General features: G+C 69.2%; 16 protein-coding genes. 8 read left to right on the forward strand and 8 right to left on the reverse strand.

Going from position 1 to position 22,258, the window contains the following annotated elements:
* From ACS5PN_RS04700 to ACS5PN_RS04710, 3 genes are read left to right on the forward strand one after another with little or no spacing between them, the layout of a single operon-like run.
* Positions 1–864: a Kdo hydroxylase family protein gene (locus tag ACS5PN_RS04700; RefSeq protein WP_439462774.1), complete on the forward strand. Its 864-nt coding sequence runs from the start codon at positions 1–3 to the stop codon at positions 862–864.
* A complete protein-coding gene (locus ACS5PN_RS04705) occupies positions 865–1,812 on the forward strand; it encodes a glycosyltransferase family 32 protein (RefSeq protein WP_439462775.1) in 948 nt (315 codons plus the stop codon). It abuts the gene before it with no gap.
* Positions 1,809–2,768: a glycosyltransferase family 2 protein gene (locus ACS5PN_RS04710; protein WP_439462776.1), complete on the forward strand. Its 960-nt coding sequence runs from the start codon at positions 1,809–1,811 to the stop codon at positions 2,766–2,768. Before ACS5PN_RS04705 ends, ACS5PN_RS04710 begins: the two co-directional genes overlap by 4 nt.
* On the opposite strand, the gene ACS5PN_RS04715 is transcribed toward ACS5PN_RS04710, so the two are convergent.
* Positions 2,719–3,849 carry a glycosyltransferase gene (locus ACS5PN_RS04715; protein ID WP_439462777.1) on the reverse strand — a complete coding sequence of 377 codons (1,131 nt, stop codon included), beginning with the start codon at positions 3,847–3,849 and terminating at the stop codon, positions 2,719–2,721. The genes ACS5PN_RS04710 and ACS5PN_RS04715 overlap by 50 nt on opposite strands.
* Before the next feature lie 65 nt (positions 3,850–3,914).
* On the opposite strand from ACS5PN_RS04715, the gene ACS5PN_RS04720 reads away from it, so the two are divergent.
* Both ACS5PN_RS04720 and ACS5PN_RS04725 read left to right on the forward strand, forming a co-directional pair.
* Complete coding sequence (locus tag ACS5PN_RS04720) at positions 3,915–5,651, forward strand: ATP-binding cassette domain-containing protein (RefSeq protein WP_439462778.1); 1,737 nt, start codon at positions 3,915–3,917, stop codon at positions 5,649–5,651.
* Positions 5,651–5,932: a ComEA family DNA-binding protein gene (locus ACS5PN_RS04725; RefSeq protein WP_439462779.1), complete on the forward strand. Its 282-nt coding sequence runs from the start codon at positions 5,651–5,653 to the stop codon at positions 5,930–5,932. Before ACS5PN_RS04720 ends, ACS5PN_RS04725 begins: the two co-directional genes overlap by 1 nt.
* On the opposite strand, the gene ACS5PN_RS04730 is transcribed toward ACS5PN_RS04725, so the two are convergent.
* Both ACS5PN_RS04730 and dnaE read right to left on the reverse strand, forming a co-directional pair.
* Complete coding sequence (locus ACS5PN_RS04730) at positions 5,906–7,195, reverse strand: patatin-like phospholipase family protein (RefSeq protein WP_439462780.1); 1,290 nt, start codon at positions 7,193–7,195, stop codon at positions 5,906–5,908. The two genes, ACS5PN_RS04725 and ACS5PN_RS04730, sit on opposite strands and share 27 nt — an antisense overlap.
* A gap of 28 nt (positions 7,196–7,223) precedes the next feature.
* Positions 7,224–10,772, reverse strand: a complete 3,549-nt coding sequence (gene dnaE, locus ACS5PN_RS04735) for a DNA polymerase III subunit alpha (RefSeq protein WP_439462781.1) — start codon at positions 10,770–10,772, stop codon at positions 7,224–7,226.
* A gap of 247 nt (positions 10,773–11,019) precedes the next feature.
* On the opposite strand from dnaE, the gene ACS5PN_RS04740 reads away from it, so the two are divergent.
* The 3 genes from ACS5PN_RS04740 to ACS5PN_RS04750 are packed head-to-tail and all read left to right on the forward strand — an operon-like array spanning position 11,020 to position 13,848.
* Complete coding sequence (locus tag ACS5PN_RS04740) at positions 11,020–11,985, forward strand: glycoside hydrolase family 43 protein (protein ID WP_439462782.1); 966 nt, start codon at positions 11,020–11,022, stop codon at positions 11,983–11,985.
* Positions 11,964–12,836: a hypothetical protein gene (locus tag ACS5PN_RS04745; RefSeq protein ID WP_439462783.1), complete on the forward strand. Its 873-nt coding sequence runs from the start codon at positions 11,964–11,966 to the stop codon at positions 12,834–12,836. The genes ACS5PN_RS04740 and ACS5PN_RS04745 overlap by 22 nt, the downstream gene beginning before the upstream one ends.
* Positions 12,837–12,885: 49 nt before the next feature.
* Positions 12,886–13,848 carry a peptidylprolyl isomerase gene (locus ACS5PN_RS04750; protein ID WP_439462784.1) on the forward strand — a complete coding sequence of 321 codons (963 nt, stop codon included), beginning with the start codon at positions 12,886–12,888 and terminating at the stop codon, positions 13,846–13,848.
* On the opposite strand, the gene feoB is transcribed toward ACS5PN_RS04750, so the two are convergent.
* The 5 genes from feoB to ACS5PN_RS04775 form a co-directional block, all read right to left on the reverse strand.
* Positions 13,833–15,704, reverse strand: coding sequence for a ferrous iron transporter B (gene feoB / locus ACS5PN_RS04755; RefSeq protein ID WP_439462785.1), 1,872 nt, complete (start codon positions 15,702–15,704; stop codon positions 13,833–13,835). The two genes, ACS5PN_RS04750 and feoB, sit on opposite strands and share 16 nt — an antisense overlap.
* Positions 15,697–15,957 (reverse strand): FeoA family protein, encoded by a 261-nt coding sequence (locus tag ACS5PN_RS04760; protein WP_439462786.1) that lies wholly within the window; start codon positions 15,955–15,957, stop codon positions 15,697–15,699. Before ACS5PN_RS04760 ends, feoB begins: the two co-directional genes overlap by 8 nt.
* A gap of 94 nt (positions 15,958–16,051) precedes the next feature.
* Entirely contained in the window at positions 16,052–19,813 is a 3,762-nt protein-coding gene (locus ACS5PN_RS04765) for a response regulator (protein ID WP_439462787.1), read from the reverse strand.
* The gene (locus ACS5PN_RS04770) at positions 19,810–21,042 is read right to left on the reverse strand and encodes an urea ABC transporter substrate-binding protein (RefSeq protein WP_439462788.1); all 1,233 of its coding nucleotides are present in this window, start codon (positions 21,040–21,042) and stop codon (positions 19,810–19,812) included. The genes ACS5PN_RS04765 and ACS5PN_RS04770 overlap by 4 nt, the downstream gene beginning before the upstream one ends.
* Positions 21,043–21,053: 11 nt before the next feature.
* A complete protein-coding gene (locus tag ACS5PN_RS04775) occupies positions 21,054–22,220 on the reverse strand; it encodes a response regulator (protein WP_439462789.1) in 1,167 nt (388 codons plus the stop codon).
* Positions 22,221–22,258: the final 38 nt, after the last annotated feature.

A 22,258-nucleotide genomic window follows, 5' to 3' on the forward strand; every position in this document is an offset into this window, starting at 1 on the left:
ATGGACAACCGCATCGTCACCGTCGACAGCCGCGACTGGACCTCGCCCAAGGCCGGCCTCGTGCCGGACCTGGAAGCCGGCCGGGTGCTGTTCTTCCCCGAACTGCGCTTCGAGCTGGCGCCGGACGAGCAGAAGCTGCTGCGCCCCGACGTGCGCGACGAGAAATCCCGCAACATCAGCCTGCGCAACGACGGCGTTCTGGCCGGCGCGGCACTGCAAGGCGAGGAGGCCGCCCGGCTCGCGGCCATGATCGGGCGCTTCCGCACCCAGGCCAGCGCCCTCATCGATGCCATCGCGCCGGCCTACAAGCCCGCGCTGCGTCTGGCGCCCACCAGCTACCGGCCCACGCAGGTGGAGTCGCGCGTGCAGTCCTGGCGCGCCGACGACCGCCGCCTGCACGTCGACGCTTTCCCGTCGCGCCCCAACCGCGGCGAGCGCATCCTGCGCGTGTTCACCAACCTGAACCCCAACGGCGAGCCGCGCGTCTGGCGCGTCGGCGAGGCCTTCGAGGACATCGCCCGCCGCTTCGTGCCGCGCGCCAAGCCCTATGTGGCCTGGCAGGCCCAGGTCCTGAAGACCCTGCACGTGACCAAGTCGCTGCGCACCGAGTACGACCACCTGATGCTGCAGTTGCACGATGGCATGAAGGGCGACCCGGACTACCAGCGCAGCAGCCCCCAGGTCGAGATGCCCTTCCCGCCCGGCTCGACCTGGGTCTGCTATTCCGACCAGACCTCGCATGCCGTCATGTCGGGCCAGTTCATGATGGAGCAGACCCTGCATCTGCCGGCCCAAGCCCAGGTGGACCCGCAGGCCAGCCCGCTGGCCATCCTCGAACGCCAGACGGGCCGCCGGCTGACCTGAATGAGCTGGCTGCCGACCGCCCTCTTCCTCATCATCGCCGGCCTGTTCCTGCGCGAGCTCGCCACCATCCTGCTCGCCCGTGTGCCGACGCAGACCCGCGCCGTCATGGTCGGCGACAACGCCCCGCTGTGCCAGGACGAGATTCCGAAAATCATCTGGACCTACTGGCAGGCCGCGCCGGCACCGGCCTTCATCCAGGCCTGCCTGGACAACTGGCGCCGCTTCGCGCCTGACCACGAGGTGCGCCTGCTGGCCCGTGATGACGTCTCGCGCTGGCTGCCCGAGTTGCGCGCCGACTTCGACACCCTGCCCGCCTACCGCCAGGCCGACTGGTTGCGCATCCAGCTGTTGGCCCGCCATGGCGGCATCTGGATGGATGCTTCCATGCTGCTGAGCCGCGACCTCGCATGGCTGCATGAAACACGCAAGCGCCGCGCCGCGGACTATGTCGGCTTCTACATCGACCGCTACACGACGCGGCCCGAGCTGCCCATCGTCGAGAACTGGATGATGGCCTCGGTGCCGGGCGGACGCTTTGCCACCGCGCTGGCCGCGGCCTTCGACCGCGCGCTGGATGACGGCGCCGAAGCCCTGCTGGGACGCCTGCAAGGCGAAGGCCGCCACGCCCGCGTCGTGCAGGCCCTGACCGAGGACTTCCAGCGCTATCTGCTGATGCATGTGGCCGCCGCTGAGCTGCTGGACCGCGAGCCCCAGCTGGCGCGGCTGGTGCTGCTGCGCGCCGAGGACGGGCCCTTTGCGTGGCATGCCGGCGTGGGCTGGCGCAAGCGCCATCTCTTTGCCCGCCTGGCCCTGGTGCCCTGCCCTCGCGTGCTGCCCGCCGTGCTGAAGCTGCGCGGCGGCGACCGTACCGTCGTCGAGCGCAACTGGCAGCGTGGCTGGGTGTCGCCTTTCAGCGCCCTCGTCCAGCTCATCGACCGCAGCAAGTGAATCAGCCCTGGCTCAGCCTGCTGTTCCCGATGTATCGGGTCGAGCCGTGGCTGAAGGCCTGCATCGACTCGCTGAAGCCCCAGCTCGACGAAGGCGTCGAGCTGGTCTTCGTCGATGACGCATCGCCTGACGGCTCGGCCGCCCTGGTCGAACAACTGCTGCCCCAGGCCCGCCTGATCCGCCAGCCGCTCAACCGCGGCGTCAGTGCCGCGCGCAACCGCCTGCTGGACGAAGCCCGCGGCGACTACCTCTGGTTCATCGACCCCGACGACCTCGTCGAGGCCGGCGTCATCCCGCGCTTGAAGGCCTTGCTCGAGCGGCATCGGCCCGACCTGCTGAGCTGCGACTTCCGCGTCTTCGACGATGGCGCATCGACCGAATCCCTCAAGCCGCGCCACCGCCATATCGCCAGCTTCGAGGGGCCGGCCGGGGTCGTCATGGACGACGTCGACCAACGCCTGCGCGGCTTCTTCGTGCATGGTCAGTTCCACCCCTGGAGCAAGGTCGTCCGCCGCGCCTGCTGGCCGGCGGGGCTGCGCTTCCCCGAAGGCCGCGTCTTCGAGGACATGGCCGTCTACCCGCGCCTGCTGCTGCACACGCCGCGGCATCTGCACATCGCCGAAGTCTGGATCGCCTATCGACAGCGCGGCGGCAGCCTGCTGGCAACGCTGGACGTGAAGCGGCTCGATGACTGGACCTGGGCCCTGGCGGGCCTGGCAGCCGAACTGCCGCCCCTCCACGACGACACGCGCTTCGAGATCGCCCACTTTTGCGCCCGCACGCTGCTGCGCGCCAAACGCCGTCGACAGCAACTGGGCGGCGAGGCCTTGGCCGGCCTGACCCTGGACGCCGAGCGCTTCGACAGCAGCTCACCGCTGACGAAGCGCGAGCTGCTGGCCGCCTACTTCAGGCGGGGCCGCTGGCTGCGAGGGCTGCAGTGGTGGCGCAACGCATGATCAGGGCCTCGTAACGCTCGCGCATCAGCGGCAGGCCATGTTCGGCCAGGGCCTGCTCGCGCGCCGCGGCACCCAGCCGGGCTCCCAGCGCCGGATCCCGCAGCAGCCGCGCGATGGCATCGGCCAGGGCCTGGGCGTCACCCTCGGGCACCAGCAGGCCCGTCACGCCTTCCTCGAGCACACCGCGCACGCCCGTGACATCGGAGGCGATGCAGGCGCAGCCCGCCGCCATCGCCTCGACCAGGGCCAGGGGCATGCCTTCGAAATGCGTGGACAGCACATAGACGGCCTGGCTGCGCAGCAGACCCGGCATGTCGGCGTGATGTCCAAGAAAGATCACCTGATCGCCCAGCCCCAGCCGGGCAACCTTGGCCTGCATGCGCTTCAGCAAGGGTCCGGTGCCGGCCAGCTGCAGCCGTGGCTTCAGGCCTTGCCGGGCCAGGCAGGCCATGGCGTCGATGAGCGTCGCATGGTCCTTCTGCCGCGCAAAGCGGGCCGACATGAGGAGCCCAGCCTCGCGCTCGCCACCCGCCACGGCAAAGCGCGTCAGGTCCACGCCGTTCGGAATCGCGACCGTCTTGTCCGCCGGCAGGCCCTGGGCCAGCAGGCTCTCGCGCACCCCTTCGCTGACGCCGACCAGGGCCGCGCTCTTCGCGGCCAGGCGGCGGCTCTCGCGCCGGCTCCAGGGCATGTAGCGCTCACGCGAGTTGTGCTCGACCTGGATCAGCACCGGCACGCCGGCATCCAGCCCCGCCTGGCGGCCGATCAGGTGCTCAGGAAAGCCGTGGGCCAGCAAGGCGACAGGCCGGATGTCGACCAGCAGGCGCGCCAGCTCGGCCTGGGTGCGTCGATGCACCCAGTAAGCCGGCACGAGCAGCACGCGCAGGCCCTGGGTCCTGAGGGCCACGACGCGGGCCATCGGCGTGTGCGATTTCTGCCTCAGGATGAGGACGGGCTCGAAGGGACCGCTGTGCAGGGCCGACAGACAGAGGTCGACAGCCACCTGGGTGGCGCCGGAGAAGCCACCGGTCACGAAATGAACGACTTTGGGGCGCTCGCGCAGGGAGTTGTCGCTCGGCATGGGGCAGGCAGTGTAATGAGCGCCTCCGGGTGGAGGCTCCCCGCCACGGGAGACAATCGCGCCCCATGTCTCCTGACGCCCACGTCTCGCCCGCCCGCCGTCTCGGCCAGTTCGTCTACCCGCATCGCTGGGGCGCCCTGCTCACCGTGCTCGCCTATATCGGCGCCGCCGCCACCGAGCCCATGCTGCCCAAGCTGATCGGCTATGCCTTCGGCGAGGGCTTCACCAAGGACGCCTTCCCGCTGTGGATGGTGCCGGTCACGCTGATCGGCCTGTATGTGATACGCGGCGTGTTCAGCTTCGCGGGCCAGTACCTGTTCAACTGGACGGTCACGCGCAGCGTCATGGACTTCCGCACGGCCCTCGTCAACGCGCTGATGCGGCTGGACGCCCAGGTCTACACGCGCATGCAGCCGGGCACGGCCGTCAGCAAGGTCGTCAACGACCCCCAGCAGATCCTGCAGCTGGTCGGCGATGTCGGCATGAGCGTGCTGCGCGACGGCCTGCCCGCGCTGGCCATCCTGGTGTATCTGTTCTTCCTGAACTGGCAGCTGACGCTGCTGGCCCTGGTCGTGACGCCGCTGATGGCCTTGGTCATGAAGAAGGTCAACCAGCGCGTGCGGCTGATGGCTTCACGCTCCTACGACGCCCAGCTGCTGCTGGTCAACAAGGTCGACGACCTGACGCGGGCCTGGCGCGTGGTGCGCCAGTTCGGCGCCCTCGCGTTCGAACGCGAGCGCTTCATGGAGGTGTCGCAGGAGGTGCGCCGCAACACCATGAAGACGGTCACGGCCGGTGCGCTGTCGCAGCCGCTGTCGCAGCTGGTGGCCAGCGTGGGCCTGTCCTTCATCATCTGCGTGGCGCTGTGGCAGGCCCGCCATCAGGGCACGGGCGTGCAGGCCTTCGCCGAGTTCGTCACCGCCCTGATCCTGCTGACCTCGCGGCTGCGCCACCTGTCCGACCTGGCGGCGCCGCTGACCCGCGCCACCGTCATCGCCAAGGGCTGCTTCGAGCTGCTGGACGCGCCCAAGGAAGTCGACAACGGCACCCGCGAGCTGACCGCACATGCCCAGGGCGAGCTGGCCATGCAGGACGTGCGCCTGACCTACCCCGGCGCCACCCAACCGGCTCTCGATGGCCTGAGCCTGGCCTTCCCGGCCGGCAAGACGACGGCCCTGGTCGGGGCGTCCGGTGCGGGCAAGAGTTCCATCATCCATCTGCTGCTGGGCTTCGGTCGGCCCGATGCCGGACGCATCCTGCTGGACGGCATCGACATCGAGACGCTGACGCGGCTGAGCCTGCGCCGCCAGTTCGCCGTCGTGTCCCAGGACATCGTGCTGTTCGACGACTCGGTGGCCAACAACATCGCCTACGCCCAGCCGCGCGACGAGGCACGCCTGGAGGCCGCCCTGCGCGCCGCCCATCTGTGGGACTTCGTGCAAGGCCTGCCCGAGGGCGTGGAGACGACGGTCGGCGCCAACGGCAGCAAGCTGTCCGGCGGCCAACGCCAGCGCCTGGCCATCGCAAGGGCGCTGTACAAGGACGCGCCGATCTGGATCTTCGACGAGGCGACGTCGGCCCTGGACACCGAGAGCGAACGCGCCGTGCAGCAGGCCCTCGCCGCCTGGACCGGCCGCAAGACGCTGATCGTCATTGCCCACCGCCTGTCGACCATCCGCGATGCCGACGCCATCCATGTGATGGGCGCTGGCAAGCTGGTCGAGACCGGCACCCATGCCGAGCTGATCGCCCGCGACGGCGCTTATGCGGCCATGGTACGGGCCCAGGCTGGCGAGGCCTGATGAAGCGCCGGGCGCTGCTGCTGTGGGCGGCCGTGCCTGCCTTCGCCCAGCAGGCCGAGGTCGAAGCCAACACGGCGACACGCGCCGAACTCGAATCCCTGCCCGGTCTCGGTCCCGCCTTGGTCCAGCGCCTGCTGGCCGCACGCCCCTTCAAGGACTGGGACGACCTGACGCACCGTGTGCCGGGCGTCAAGGCCGCCATGGCCCGCAAGCTGTCCGCCGCCGGCCTGCGGGTGGCCGGCCAGCCCTTTTCCTCAGCAGCCGGCAGCGAAACCGGCTGAACGGCTGCGCCGCAGTGCCGCCGGGTCGATCTGCGGCGCTCGCGCCGGCCAGCCGAAGAAGCGTTGCACCTCGGCCCGCTTGGCCAGGGTGTCGCTCATGCCCAGGTTGATCAGCTCGTTGACGAAGCTGGGTTCGAACAGCAGATAGCTGACCAGGGCCGAGCCGCTGGTCTTGTTGCCCTTGCCGCTGACGCCGAAGGCCCTCAGCATGGCGCGCACCGAATTCGGCAGGCTGGCCTGGTGCTCGCCGGCCAGGTCGTCCAGGCGGCGGCTGGGCGCGATGACGAGCAGCTCGATGGGCCGCAGCGCCGTCGCCGCCCGCGTCTCGCGCGACAGCAGGGCCAGCGTGCGGTTGATGCGGCGCAGCCGCTCGACGTCGACCGACAGCGCATCCAGGAAGATGTTGGACAGCGCATGGCCGGCGATCTGGGCCATGCTGGGGTGCTGCTCATTGGCGCCGACGCGCCGGCCCTCGGGCTCCTTCATGCGCCCCGCGCCGATGACGAGGACGCGCTCGGCGCCCAGGTGCACGGCTGGCGAGATGGGCGCGCTCTGGCGCATGGAGCCGTCGCCGAACCACTCCGGCAGACCTTCCAGCTCGATCAGCTCGGCCGGGAAGATGAAGGGGATGGCCGAGGAGGCCATCAGATGGGCTAGGCTCAGCCGGGTCTGCACGGCCATGCGCTGCTCGCGCAGCCAGGGCACGATGTGATGGTGGGTCTGGAAAAAGGTGACGTGCTGGCCCGAGGTGTAGCTCGACCCCGTCAGTGCCAGTGCGCGCAGGTGGCCGCCGTCCAGCATGGACTCGATGCGCGGCATGTCCAGATAACGCGCCAGCAGCTCGCGCAGGGGCGCGTTGTTCAGCAGGCTCTTGGGTCGGCTGCGCGTCCAGCGCGCGACGGCCCAGCCCAGGCTGAGCATGCTGAGCCAGCGCGCGCCGCTGCGCACCGCCTCGAAGGCGTCGGCGCGGTAGATGTTCTCGACATGCAGGCCCTGCCAGAGGTGCAGCAGGCCGTCGACGGCGCCATCGAAGTCATCCGCATGGCAGGCCAGCGTCGACGCATTGATGGCACCGGCCGAGGTGCCGCTGATGACGGGAAAGGGGTTGTGCTGGGTCTGCCCAGCGTCGCGGCGCAACTGGGCGATGGCGGCCAGCACGCCCACCTGATAGGCCGCACGTGCGCCGCCACCGGTCAGGATCAGCCCTGTGACCGGCTGCTGGCGATTCAACCCGGGGAGGGGTTTGGGTACGGCTTGCAGCATCCAGCGAAATCATCGCCGATGCGGAGCCTCAACCAACCTCGTAAATGACCTCAGCCGCCGTGCCCAATTTGGCTAAAGCCTCGTCGGCCGGCCAGAAACGGCTGGCCTCGCCCAGTTCGACCAGCCAGCGCGCACCGGCCTTGTCGCCGTCGGGCTCGGCCTTGACCGACACCCGCACCGGCAGGCCGACCCGGCGCGTGCCGCCCTCTTCCGTCTCGACATCGCGCGGCGGGAAGCGCTCCACCAGTTCCTTGATGAGGCCGGCAGCACCGGCATTGCCCAGCAACAGGTGACGCCCGAAGCGCGCCCGCGCGGCAGCCAGGCTCCACACCGCCTGCACATTCATGCGCAGGCCGCCCGAGAAGCGATCGTTCTGTACCTTGCCCTGGGCAATGATGAGTTCGTCCTCGGCCAGCAGTTCCTTGTTGGCATTCAGCAACTCTTCGTTGGCCACGGCCTCGATGGCGTCGCTCTTGTCGTCGATCTTGAAGATGGCGACGCGGCCGCGCTGGCCGTTGATGACGCGCATGCCGCTGACGATGCCGGCCACGATGGTGGGCTCGCGGCTGTCTTGCAGGTCGGCGATCTGGCGCTTGACGATGCGGCGCACCTCGGTGCCGCTCTGGTCGAAGAGGTGGCCCGACAGGTAGAAGCCGATGGCCGTCTTCTCCAGCGACAGGCGCTCCTTGATGCTCCATTGGGGAGCGTCGACGAGGTCGGGCTCGGCGGTGCTGGAGGCGTGGGAGTCGCCGAAGTCGAACAGACCGCCCTGGTCGGCGTTGGCCTCGGTCGTTTCGGCATGGGTGTAGCCGCGGGCGACGCTGGCCAGCAGCTTGGAGCGCTCGGGGTTGATGCTGTCGAAGGCGCCCGCCTTGATGAGGGCCTCCACCACGCGCTTGTTGACCGACTTGCGATCCACGCGCAGGCAGAAGTCGTAGAAGCTCAGGAAAGGCCCACCGGCCTCGCGGGCCGCGATGATGGCCTCGATGGCGCCGCGGCCCGTGCCCTTGACGGCACCCAGGCCGTAGTTGACCAGCCGGTTGCTCAGCGGCTCGAAGCGATACATGCCCTTGTTCACGCAGGGCGACTGGAACTCAACGCCGAAGATCTTGGCGTCGTTGAGCAACACCTTGAGCTTGTCGGTGTCGTCCATTTCGATGGTCATGTTCGCGGCGTAGAACTCGGCCGTGTAATGCGTCTTCAGCCAGGCCGTGTGATACGACAGCAAGGCATAGGCAGCGGCGTGCGACTTGTTGAAGCCGTAGCCCGCGAACTTCTCCATCAGGTCGAAGACCTCGTCGGCTTTCTTCTCGTCGATGTCCTTCTCCGCCGCACCCTTGCGGAACATCGCGCGGTGGGCGGCCATCTCATCGGCCTTCTTCTTGCCCATGGCGCGGCGCAGCATGTCGGCGCCGCCGAGGCTGTAGCCGCCCAGCACCTGGGCCGCCTGCATCACCTGCTCCTGGTAGACGAAGACGCCATAGGTCTCCTCCAGCACCTGGCCCAGCAGCGGATGCGGGTACTCGATGGTCTCCTTGCCATGCTTGCGGGCGACGAAGGACGGGATCAGATCCATCGGGCCCGGGCGGTACAGCGACACCAGGGCGATCAGGTCCTCGAAGCGCGAGGGCTTGGCGTCCTTCAAGAGGCGCTGCATGCCGGGCGATTCAAACTGGAACACGCTCTCCGAGTAGCCCTTGCCGAAGAGGTCGAACACCTTCTTGTCGACGAGGGGCACATTGGCCCAGTCGAAGTCCTTGCGGTCGGGGTGGCGGGCGACGATGAAGTCCTTGGCCAGCTCCAGGATGGTCAGCGTGGCGAGGCCCAGGAAGTCGAACTTGACGAGGCCGATGGCCTCCACGTCGTCCTTGTCGTACTGGCTGACGGCCGAGGTCGAGCCGGGCTGCTGGTACTGCGGGCAGAAGTCGGTGATCTTGCCAGGCGCGATCAGCACGCCGCCAGCGTGCATGCCGATGGAGCGCACCGTGCCTTCGACGCGCGCCGCCATTTCCAGCAGGCCGGCCACTTCCTCGTCGGCCTTCTCGCGCTCCTCGATCTCGGGCGACTCATGCCGCGCGTAGACCATCTTGGCCTTGTCCGGGTCGAAGTTGGGCGGCAGCTTGGCCAGGGTCACCGTCTTGCCAGGCGGCGCCGGGATGAGCTTGGCGACGCTGTCTACATGGCCGAAGCCCATGCCCAGCACGCGGCCGATGTCGCGCAGCGCGCCCTTGGCGGCCATGGTGCCGAAGGTCGCGATCTGGCTGACCGCCGGCCGGCCGTATTTGTCCTTGACGTAGTCGATGACGCGGTCGCGGTTGCCCTGGCAGAAGTCGATGTCGAAGTCGGGCATCGAGACCCGCTCGGGGTTCAGGAAGCGCTCGAACAGCAGGTTGTATTTGAGCGGGTCCAGGTCGGTGATGAGCAGCGCATAGGCCACCAGCGAACCAGCGCCCGAACCCCGGCCCGGCCCCACCGGGCAGCCGTTTTCCTTGGCCCAGCGGATGAAGTCCGACACGATGAGGAAGTAGCCCGGGAAGCCCATCTTGATGATGGTGTTGAGCTCGAAGTCCAGGCGCTCGACATAGCGCGGGCGCTCCTTGTCACGCTCGGCCTCGTTCGGGAAGAGATGCTTCAGGCGCCCCACCAGGCCTTCATGGCTCAGCTCGCGGAAGTACTGGTCCATCGGCATCGGCGTGCCATCTTCCAGCAGCGGCGTCGGGAAGTTGGGCAGCTGCGGCTTGCCCAGCACCAGGGTCAGCGAGCAGCGACGCGCGATCTCGGTCGTGTTCTGGATGGCGCTGGGCACGTCCTTGAACAGCTCGCGCATCTGCGCCTGGGTCTTGAAATGCTGGCTGGGCAGGAAGCGCTTGATGCGCTTGGGGTTGGCCAGGGTCTCGCCCTCGGCCACGCAGACGCGGGCCTCATGGGCCTCGAAGTCGTCTTCGGCCAGGAACTGGATGGGATGGGTCGCCACGACGGGCAGGCCCAGTTCGGCCGCCAGCGGCACGCTGGCCTGCACCAGGGCTTCCTGGCCCGGCAGGCCGGCGCGCTGCAGCTCGATGTAGAAGCGGCCGGGGAAGATGGCCGACAGCTTCTGCGCCCATTCGGTCGCGCGCACCTTGTCGCCCTGCATCAGGGCCTGGCCCAGGCCGCCATGCTGGGCGCCCGACAGGCAGATCAGCCCGCCGCCCAGCTCCTGCAGCCATTCGAGCTTTAGGCAGGCCTGGTTGCGCTGCACGTTCTCGATCCAGGCGCGCGACAGCAGCTCGGAGATGTTCAGATAACCCTGCTTGTCCTGCACCAGCAGCAGCAGGCGCGTCGGCGGCTTGTCGGTGGCGTCGCTCTCCAGCCAGCAGTCGGCGCCGAGGATGGGCTGCACGCCCTTCTTGCGGCAGGCGGAATAGAACTTGATGCCGCCGAACAGGTTGGCCAGGTCGGTGATGGCCGCCGCCACCTGGCCGTCCTTGGCGGCGGCATCGGCAGCGTCATCGGTCCTCAGGGTGCCATCCACGACCGAGAACTCGGTGTGCATGCGCAGGTGGACAAAGGGAAGCTCTTGAACTGCGGTCTCGGACATCGCGGCATTGTAGGAAGCCCCTCCACCTGCCCGCCCAAGACGGGATGGCAACGCTTACATGGCTTAGCGATGCCATAAAACTTTAAGTATTACTTTTGATCGATGCCAATTGCTGGATCGGCGTAATCGCGGGGTGTTTATACATAAATAGTCATGTTTAATTGACCTGCCCGGGGCTGGCGCCGGCTCCGGGCAAAACACGAGGCCCGCCCGCAACGAGGCGGCCCGTCACACTCGGAGACAAACCATGTTCCTGAACTTGAAGCGCCTCGTGCGCCTGGCTGCCGCATGCGCGCTCGGCGCCCTGCTGGCCCCTGCTCAAGCGGCGCCCTGGACGCTGACCGGCTCGCTCGGCACCCACGACCCCCATATCTACAAGACGAGTTCGACCTGGTGGCTGTTCGAGACCACCGACAACGGCGGCATTGGCGTCAAGTATTCGAGCGACGGCCATGCCTGGACCCAGGGCGGCCCCATCTTCAGCAGCGGCCTGGCCTGGTGGAAGACCTATCTGCCCAGCAACAAGACCGCCATGGTCTGGGCGCCCGGTTGCGGCGAATACAACGGCCTGGGCTATTGCTACTACGCCATCTCCAGCTTCGGCTCGCAGAAGTCGGCCATCGGCCTGACGACCTCGGCCGGCGGCATCCAGGCCGGCCAGTGGGTGGACCAGGGCGCCATCCTGACCTCCAGGCCGGGCGACGGCTACAACGCCATCGACCCCAGCTTCGTCGTGGCGGCCAACGGCGACACCTATCTCGTCTTCGGCTCGTTCTGGAACGGCATCCACATCACTCGCGTCAGCAAAACCAACCTGAAGCCGCCCGCCGGCGGCATCACCAACATCGCCAAGGACACCGCCAACGGCATCGAGAACGGCTTCGTCGTCCACAGGGGCAGCTGGTACTACCTGTTCGCCTCCAAGGGCGCCTGCTGCAAGGGCGCGAGCAGCACCTACTACATCGTCGTCGGCCGCTCGACGTCCATCACCGGTCCCTACGTGGACAAGGCCGGTGTGCAGATGATGTCCGGCGGCGGCACCGTGCTGGCGTCCAGCGGCTCGCGCTTCAAGGGTCCGGGCGGGCAGTCGCTGCTGGCCGACGGCTCGGTGATGGCCTGGCATGCCTATGACGCCAGCAACAACGGCGCACCGGTCCTCTTCATCAACAACGTGACCTGGGGCTCCGACGGATGGCCGCAAGCGGTCTGGTGATCGCCCCGCCGGCAGCACTGGCCCTGGGGCTGGCGCTGCTGGGCTGGGCGTGGTGGGGGCAGCCGGCGGTAGACACGCCGCCGGTGGCTCCGGCCGTCGTTGCGCCGCCCGCAGCGAGGCCAGCCATGCCGGAGCGTCGCCACGCGCCGGCCGCGCGCGAGACGCCCCAGGCTCCAGCCCTCCATCTCGTCGGATTGCTCACGGCACCGGAGGCGAGCCTGCGCGCCAGCGTGATGACGGCCTTGAGCCAACCGGCCGAGGGCGGGCGGCTCTACGCCCGAGCCCTCGCGCGGCGCTGTGCCGACCTGGCCGGCTTGCAGGCCGTCACGGCACCGGACGTCAACGACGCCCGCCATCAAAGCGCCGTCGCGCGCCGCGCCGCCTTGGCCGCGGGCTGCAGTCAGTTCGGCAATGGCGAGTGGCTGGGTCTCGTCAATGTCGCTGCTGACGAGGCGGGAGGGGGTGACCCGCTGCTCGCCATCCAGCAGTCCGACCTCGACGATGCGGCCCTCGTGCAGGCCCTCATGGCCCGCCCCGACCCGCTGCTGCTCGACGAACTCGGCGAACGCCTGCTGCTGCGCCGCATCGACGGCGAGGCGCGGCTGTTCTTCGACGGCCAGCGTTTCGACGCTGAAGCCGATCGCGCGACGGCCCAGGCCGCGCTGCGCCTGCTGCCCTGCCATTTCGGCCTCGCCTGCGACGAACGCGACCCCGAAGTCTGGTTCAGCTGCCTGCGTGGCGACGGCTGTGTGGCCTCACGCCTTGAACGCGAACCGCCCGAAGCTCAAGCGCTGGCGTCTCGCCTCGCCGCAGCCCTGCGCAGCCGGGACCTGAAGCGCTTCCTCCCCTGAGGTTTGCGCGGGCTTGCGGTCGCGGAGGTGGCCGCTAAGCTGCGCGCCCATGAAACACATCGCCCTTGCGCTGGCCACCGCCGGCCTGCTGTCCACGGCCTTCGCCGCCCCCAAGGCCGTCAAGCCCGCCGCGAAACCCGTCGCCAAGAAGACCGCCCAGGAAATCCTCGCCGGCTCACCGGCCAGCGACTGGCGCGGCCTGGATCCCGAGAACACGCTGCTGATGGACCTCGTGTCATCTCAAGGCAATGGCCAGGTCATCATCGAGCTCGCCCCGCGCTTTGCGCCCGCACACGCCGCCAACATCCGGGCGCTCGCCCGTGGCGGCTACTGGGACGGCCTGGCCATCCTGCGCGTGCAGGACAACTTCGTCACCCAATGGGGCGATCCCGACGGCGAGGATGCCGCCAAGGCCAAGCCGCTGCCGGCTGGCGCCAATGCCAAGCTGCCGGCCGAGTTCTCGGTGCCGCTGGACAAGATCGGCAAGGACGCCGGCTTTGCCAAGCTGCCCGACGGCGAGGGCTGGGCGCCCCGCACCGGCTTTGCCGGCGGCATGCCGATCGCGGCCGATCCCAAGACGGGCCGGGCCTGGCTGGCCCATTGCTACGGCGTCGTCGGCGCCGGCCGCAGCGATGCGGTCGATTCCAGCAACGGCACCGAGCTCTATGTCGTCATCGGTCAGGCGCCGCGCGGGCTTGACCTCAACATCACGACCGTCGGCCGCGTGCTCAAGGGCATGGAGCTGCTGTCGGGCCTGCCGCGAGGCGGCGCTGCCATGGGCTTCTACGACAAGCCCGAGCAGCGCACCGGCATCCAGCGCATCCGCCTGCTGGCCGAAGTGCCGACCGAGGAACGCCCGGCCCTGCAGGTGCTGCGCACGGAATCCGCCACCTGGACCCAGCTGCTGGATGCACGACGCTATCGCGGCGGTTGGTTCGTGCACAGCCCCGGCTACATCGACATCTGCAGCGCGTCCGTACCCACGCGCCCCACGCCTCAGCCGCCGAAGTAAAGCGCCACGCGGTAGGTGATGAAGGACGCCAGATAGGCCAGTCCGAACAGATAGCCCGTCATGATCAGCGGCATCTTGTAGCCGCCGGTCTCACGCTTCACCGCCGCCAGCGTCGCGATGCATTGCGGCGCGAACACATACCAGGCCAGCAGTGACAGGGCCGTCGCCAGGCTCCAGCTCTGGGCGATCAGCGGTGACAGGGCCTGGGCGGCCTCGTCACCGGTGGCCGACAGCGCGTAGACCGTGCCCAGCGCGCCGATGGCGACCTCGCGGGCTGCAAGCCCCGGCACCAGGGCCAGGCTGATCTGCCAGTTGAAGCCGATGGGCGCGAAGATCTTGGCGAGACCCGCGCCGAGGTAGCCCGCCACGCTGTACTGGATGGGTGCCCCCGTCGCGCCTTCCGGCGGGCCGGGGAAGCTGGACAGCAGCCACAGTGCCAGCGTCAGCACCAGGATGATGCCGCCGACGCGCTTGACGAAGATCATCGCGCGCTGCCACAGGCCGATGGCGATGGAGCGCGGGTGCGGCCAGTGGTAGCTGGGCAGCTCCATCATCAGCGGGCGCACCAGGCGGCCCGTGCTGGTGAAACGCTTCAGCAGCCAGGCCACAACCAGGGCGCCGAGGATGCCTGCGAAGTAGAGGACGAACAGCACCAGGCCCTGCAGCTCGAAGCCGGCCACGTCGCGGTGCGGCACAAAGGCGCCGATCAGCAGCGCATACACCGGCAGCCGCGCCGAACAGGTCATCAGCGGGGCGATCATGATGGTGACCAGGCGGTCGCGCGGATTGGAAATCGAGCGCGTGGCCATGATGCCGGGGATGGCGCAGGCGAAGCTCGACAGCAGCGGGATGAAGCTGCGGCCCGACAGGCCGACGCTGCCCATCAACCGGTCCAGCAGCAGGGCCGCGCGCGGCAGATAGCCCGACTCCTCCAGCAGCAGGATGAAGAAGAACAGGATCAGGATCTGCGGCAGGAAGGCCAGCACGCTGCCACAGCCGGCGATGACGCCGTCGACGATGAGGCTGCGCAGCCAGCCGTCCGGCAGCCAGTTGCCGACCTGGGTACCCAGCCAGGCCATGCCGCCCTCGATGGCGTCCTTGGGCGGTTCGGCCCAGGAGAACACCGCCTGGAAGAGCAGGAAGAGCAGCACCGCCAGGATGACCGAACCGGCCACCGGGTGCAGCAGCACGCGGTCGACACGGTCGCTGGGCAGGTGCGGCAATTCCTCGTCCAGCTGCAGGGCGCGCAGCAACGTCTTGACGGTGACATGGTCGTCGACCTGCTGCTCGGCCGCCGCCGCGATGGGGGCGTTTTCCCAGACCTCGGGCTGGTCGAGCAGGCCGCGCAGCTCGTCCAGGCCTTCCTTGTGGATGGCCACCGTGCGCACGACCGGCAGGCCGAGCTGGGCGCTCAGGGCCGCCGCATCGATCTTGAGACCGCGGCGCGCGGCCAGGTCGGCCATGTTCAGCGCGACGACGACGGGCAGGCCCTGGCGGCGCACGGCCAGCAGCAGGCGCAGGTTGCGGCGCAGATTGGTCGCGTCCAGCACCATGACGACGAGGTCGGGCTTCTTCTCGCCCTTGGCGCGGCCGGCCAGCACGTCGCAGGTCACGCGTTCGTCGGGCGAGCGCGGATGCAGGCTGTAGGTGCCTGGCAGGTCCAGCAGGCGCAGCGTCTTGCCGGCTGCCGTGGTCAGCTTGCCTTCCTTGCGCTCGACGGTGACGCCGGCGTAGTTGGCAACCTTCTGATGGCTGCCGGTCAGGCCGTTGAACAGGGCCGTCTTGCCGCAGTTGGGATTGCCGACGAGGGCGACGAGCTTGCCCCCGCGGTGCACATGGACGATGGCCTCAGTCATGACGCACGGTCACGGCAATGCATTCGGCCTCGGCATGGCGCAGTGCAAACGTCGACTGGCCGACACGCACCACCAGATTGCCCTCGCTCAGGCTGCCGCGGCGCAGCACGCGCACGGCCTCGCCCGGCAGAAAGCCCAGGTCGGCCAGCCAGGACGCCCATTCCGGCGAATGCACGGGTGCGCTGACCAGCTGGACGGTCAGCGCCTGGCCGGCAGGGGCGGCAGCGAGGCTGGAGGGCAGCGGCTCGGACATGAAGGCAGGCTCGGCGGGTGAGCCGATTGGATGAGAATGATTCTCATTATACGCAAGCCATCCCTCGCCCCAGAGCAGGAATGGCTTTTGCCTGTCAGCGCGGGTTGAGACGGTCCAGCAGCAGGTCGCAGGCCTTCAAGGCTTTGGCGAAATCCAGCCTCGCCACGGCAGCGGACAGCGGGGGGAAGTCGGCGCCCAGCAGCCCGGCATGGTGACCCGCCAGTTCCTCGCACACCGCGACCGAACGCATGTTGCGCTCGACCAGCAGCTGGCGCAGCCGGCGCAGGGTTTCCAGTGGATCGCCCGCCGCGGCCGCCGTTGCCGCAGGAGTCGGAGCCGCCACGTTCTGCAGCGCAGCCAGGCTGGCGTCCAGCAAGCCCTGCAGAGCGGCCACGTCCACGGCGCCCAGGCCCACCCCTTCGCGCAAGGCCAGTTCCTGGCGGCCAGCGGCTGCGGCCAGGGCCGTCGCGCCGACGGCGCCCGCCAGCCCTCGCAGGGTGTGCAGCACACGGGTCACGTCGGCGGTCGACTGCTGCTGCTGATGCCGCTTCAAGGCGTCCAGTTCCGCGGGCGCGTCCTGGGCGAACGACAGCGCCAGACGTTCGTACAAGGCCTGCCGCCCCCCCAACCGACGCAGCGCGGCCTCCTTCTCCAGCAGCGGTGCCGGCACCACGGGTGGCGCAGGCCGGGCAGGGACGGGGCCGACATGGCGCAGCAGGCAGGCAACGAGCTGCTCCAGGTCCACCGGCTTGGCGACGTGGTCGCGCATGCCGGCGGCCAGGCAGGCCAGTCGATCCGACTCCATCGCGTTCGCCGTCATGGCGATGATGAGGCTGTCGGGCCGGGCGGCCAGGATGCGCTGCGTGGCCTCGAAGCCATCGATATCGGGCATCTGCAGGTCCATCAGGACGGCGTCGAAACGGGGCTCGGCCACCAGGGCCAGATGGGCCCCCTCGACGCCACCACCCGCCAGCGTGACGACAGCGCCCTCGCCTTCCAGCAGCTCCAGTGCCACCTGCTGGTTAAAGTCGTTGTCCTCGACGATGAGCAGCCGCATGCCCGTCAGGCGCGGCTCGCCGACACCCGTGCGAGCCAGCGGCGCCGGCGCGCCGCGCGTCGCCTCGGCAACGGCGTCGTGGAGCATGGACGCCGTCACCGGCTTGACGAGATAGCCACCCAGGCCCTGAATGTCCTGCTCGCTGCGTTCGGCCAGCAATTCGCGGCCATGGGCCGTCACCATGATGATGACCGGCGCGTCGGACTCATGGCTGTCGCGGATGCGGCGCGAGGTCTCCCAGCCGTCCAGCCCCGGCATGCGCCAGTCCATCAGGATCAGCTGGTATCGAGAATCACCACGCTCGGCCGCCTGATGCACCAGGGACAGGGCCTGCTCGCCACTGGCCGCGATGTCGCAGTCCCAGCCCAGGCTTTCGCCGATGCCTTGCAGCACTTCGCGGGCCATGGGGTTGTCGTCGACGATGAGGACCTTGAGGCCGCGCTGGGCCGCGTCGTCCTCGCCGCTTTCAGCCGGCGCGGCGTCCATCAGCAGCTCGAAATGGAAGCGGCTGCCCTCGCCGACACGGCTGTCCACGCGCAGCTCGCCGCCCATCAGCGCCACCAGGCGGCGGCTGATGGCCAGGCCCAGGCCGGTGCCGCCGTAGCGCCGCGAGGTCGACTGCTCGGCCTGGCTGAAGCCGACGAAGATGTGCTCGAGCTTGTCGGCCGGGATGCCGATGCCGGTGTCACGTACCTCGAAGCGAAGCAGCGCCCGTCCCCCCTCCTCGCCCAGCAGCGTCAGGCCCAGCACGACCTCGCCGCGCTCAGTGAACTTCAGCGCATTGCCGGCCAGGTTGAGCAGCACCTGACGCAGCCGCGTCGCGTCACCGACCAGGGCCGCAGGCAGGCGCGGGTCGAGGCGGAACAACACCTCGATGTCCTTGCTGCCCACATTGGCCGACAGGATGACGGCCAGCTCGCGCATGAAGTCGCTGAGCTCGAAGCGGTGCGGGTCCAGCTCCATCTTGCCGGCCTCGACCTTGGAGAAGTCCAGCACGTCGTTGATGACGGCCAGCAGCGCCTGCGCGGCGGTGCGGGCCTTGCTCGCGTAGTCCAACTGGCGGGGCGTCAGCTCGGTGCGCAGCAGCAGGTTGAGCATGCCCAGGGCCCCGCTCATCGGCGTGCGGATCTCGTGGCTCATATTGGCCAGGAAATCGCTCTTGGCCTGGCTGGCCGCCTCGGCGGCGACGCGGGCGCGCACCAGGTCGACCTCTGCGCGGTGTCTCTCGGTCACGTCGATGAGCATCTGCACGACGTTGACGAGGCGGCCACGACGGTCGCGGATGGCGCTGGCGCTGCCGTCGGCAAACAGCTCGCCGCCACCGGGCAGCGCAAAGCCGCGCTCGAAGCGCACATGCTCCAGCCGCGCCGAGGCCAGGCGCACCAGTTCACCGCCCAGCACGCGCCCGGGACGGAAGTCCGGCAGGTCGGCCAGCTTGGCGCCGCGCAGCTCGCCCGCCTCGCGGCAGAGCATGGCCGTCAGGGCCTGGTTGACGTCGAGGATGACGCCCTGGGCGTCGCACAGCGCGATGCCGACCTGGGCGCGCTCGAAGACGCCGCGGAAACGCTGCTCGCTCTCGTTCAGGGCCCGGGTGCGCTGCTCGACGCGCGCCTCCAGCAGCTGGCGCTCGACGACGAGCTGCTCGGTCATGTGGTTGAAGCTGCGCGCCAGCTCGCGGAACTCGGTGAAGCCACAGACCGGCGCGCGTTCGTCCAGCTTGCCGCCGGCAATGCGTGTCGCCGCGTCGTTCAGCATCTGCACGGGTTCGACCAGGCGACGCCCCAGCAGCAGGCCCAGGCCCAGGGCCAGCAGCAGCGACAGGCCGAGGGCAATGAAGACCCGGTCGCGCAGCGACCGCGCCGGCGCAAAGGCCTCGGCCGCATCGATGTTGACGGAGATGCCCCAGTCCAGGGCCGGCAAATGGCGCCAGGAGGAAATCACGTCGACGCCGGCGTAGTCGCGCGTCAGGCCGCTGCCGCTTTCTCCGCGCAGGCCGCGCACTGCCGGCGGCGGATCGGACGCCGCCAGGTCCAGCACGCCGGTCAGCGTCTGCGATGGCGCGCGCCGGGGTTCATTGATGAAGAGGGCGTGATCGCCGTCGCGCTGCACCAGCACGGTCTCGCCCGTCAGCGCCAGGCCCGAGCGCTCGGTCGCGACGCGCAGCAGGCGGTCCAGGTCGAGTTGCAGCACGACGCTGCCCAGCACGCGGTCGCCGTCGACGACCGGGTGTACCAGGAACAGCGTCACCGGCCCTTCGCCGTGCAGATGCTGGGCTCGCGTCAGCTGCGGGTCCAGCTGCCCGATGGCGCGGCGGTGGGCCGCCAGCAATTCGCTGCCCTCGTAGGCGCCGCCATCCAGGCGCGCCAGCTCGGGGGTCGAGCCCGCCGGCGCCTTCATCGCGAAACTGATGCGACCGTCGGGCTGCACCAGCAGCAGGTTGAGGTATTTGCCGCTGTCGTAGAGGCGCTCGAAGAAGGCCCGGCTGCCGGCGCTGACACGGGTGGCGACGGCGTCGCCGCGCTGCACCAGCAGCTCCCGCGTATCGCTGGACTGGGCGACGAGGCGGCCATCGATCTCGACCTCGTTGAGGTATTCGTTGATCTCGTGGACCTTCTTGCGCGAGATGGCCACCAGTCCTTCCGTCACCGCCTCGTGCAGTCGGCTCTCGAAGCTGGACAGCTGCCAAAGCCCCACCAGCCCGAGGGGCAGCATGGACAGCAGCACCAGGCCCAGCAGCAGGGCCGGACCGACGCGCCAGGCGGACCGCCTCGACTCCGGCGCCTGGACGGCGGCGATCACGGCGCCCCCTCGGCGTGCGGCAGCACCGCCATCCAGTGCTCGTTGGAGCGGAAGCTGGGCCAGGGCTCGGGCTTGATGTAGCGCGGCAGCATGAACACCTCGCCGAGCTGGCCGCCGGGCTTGACCTGGGCGATGCGCAACTGGCGCCACAGATGCCTGCTCTGGCCGTCCACCGCGGCGAAGCCCTGGGGCGCCGCCACGCTCTGCTGCAGCACATTGGCATTGACGGCGTCGGTCTGCACGCTGCCGATCTCACGCACCGCCGCGGCCCACAGCTGCACGCCGATGTAGGCCGACACCGCCGGGTCGCTGACCTGCACGCCCTCGCCCTGGCTGTGGCGCAGGCGCGCCAGGAAGGCCTGGTTGGCCGGCCCGGGCTGGGATTGCAGATAGCTCCAGGCCGTGAAGTGCCGGTCGAGCCGGCCGCCGTCATAGGCCGTCATCTCGGGCTCGGCCGCCCGCAGCGACATCAGCGGCAGATCGGTCAGGCCGGCCGCCACCAACGCATCGAAGAAGGCCCGGTTGCTGCTGCCGCCGATGGTGCTGAGGACGAGGTCGGGCTGCAGGGCCTGCAGGTCGGCCAGCACGCCGCTCATGTCGGTGCCGGCCAGCGGCACATAGCGCTCGCCCAGCACCTGGCCGCCACTGAGCAGGATGAAGTCGCGCAGCATCGCGTTGACGCGCCGGGAATAGAGCGCCTCGGTGCCGATCAGATAGACCCGCCGGCCAAAGCCGGTCATGGCCCAGTCGGCTGCGGGCAAGGCATGCTGGTTGGGCGTGGGGCCGGTGTAGATGATGTGGGGTGACTGCTCCAGGCCTTCATAGGCCAGCGGATAGAACAGCAGGTGGCGGTGGGTCTCGACGACGGGCCTGACGGCCTGGCGGCAGTTGGACGACCAGCAGCCGAACAGGGCCACCGCATGTTCGTTGCTGATGAGCCGCTCGGCCGCCGCGGCCGCCACGCGCGGCTCGGAGCGCGTGTCCTCGATCTTCAGCTCGACGCGCCGGCCCAGCAGCCCGCCGCCGGCGTTGATCTCCTCGACCGCCAGCTTGACGCTGGCGACCAGCGGTGCCTCGCTGGTCGCCATCGAGCCGCTGAGGGCATGCAGCAGGCCGATGACGATGGGGCCGCGGGCGGCTTCGGCCGAGGGCCTGTTGACCAGGTAGAGCACCAGGAGCGCCACCAGCACCAGCAGCAGGCCGCCCAGCAGCGCCAGTCGGGCCCGCATGCCTTCCAGCATCAGCCCGCCGTGCGCCGCGCCTCGGGCGAAATCAGCGGCAGGGTCAGCCTGACCGTCGTGCCCACGCCGGGCGTGGACTCGACCTGGATCTGCCCGCCAAGCGCAAAGGTGACGAGGTTGCGCACGATGTACAGCCCCGGCTCGCTGCGGTTGGGACCGAAACGGGTCGAGAAGAAGGGGTCGAAGACGCGGCCCAGCGTGCCGGGCGGGATGCCGACACCGTGGTCCTGCACGGTGACGACGAGCTGGTCGGTGCCTTGGGACCGCACACGCAGATGCACCTCGCCGCCGGCCTCGCGGTAGGCGTGCTTGATGGCGTTCTGGATCAGCGTGGACAGCACCTTGGCCAGGGCGCCGCGGAAGCTCAGCAGGTGCAGGTCGTCACCGGCGTCGAGCTCGCAGCGCACCTGATGGGCCTCGAGGGCCGGCGCCAGGCCGGCCACCACCTCGTGCACCAGTTCCAGCAGCGAGAAGCTGCGGCGCTGGTCGCCGAAGTTGTCGGCCGTGGACTGCAGGAAGGAGTCGACGATGGACAGGGTGCGCTGCAAATTGGACAGCACCAGGCCGACGCTCTCCTCGCTGACACGCAGATGCTTGTCCAGGTCGCTGCGCTTGATGGTGCCGTGGCCGGACAGGCTGCGCAGATGGGTCAGGTCATCCTGCAGCGTGCAGGCCGAGATCAGCGCATTGCCCAGCGGCGAGCTCAGCTCCTGGGCGATGCCGGAGATGGTGCGGCCGACCGAGGCCAGCTTGTCGCGCTGGAAGAGCTCGATCTGGGAACGCGCAAAGCTCTCGGAGGCCAGCTTCAGGGCCAGCTGGGTGCGCACCCGCGCCTTGACGACGACGTCGACGAAGGGCTTGGGGATGTAGTCGACGGCGCCGTGGGCAAAGCCCTGGGCCTCGTCGTCGGCACTGCCCTGCACCGTCACGAAGATGACGGGCACGCTGCGCGTGCGTGGGTCGGCCTTGAGGCGGTCACAGACCTCGTAGCCGCTCATTTCGGGCATCAGCACATCGAGCAGGATGAGGTCGGGCAGCTGCTGGGCGCAGAAGGCCAGGGCCTCCGCGCCGCTGGTGGCCATGGACACTTCGCATTCGTCCACCAGCAACTGGTAGAGCGCATGGATGTTGCTGGGCTGGTCGTCGACGACGAGGATGAGCGGCATGGCGAATCAGAATAACCGCTGCACCCGGCCGTCGCCTA

The organism is Roseateles sp. NT4 (genome assembly GCF_051857475.1).
Classification (GTDB): domain Bacteria; phylum Pseudomonadota; class Gammaproteobacteria; order Burkholderiales; family Burkholderiaceae_C; genus Pelomonas.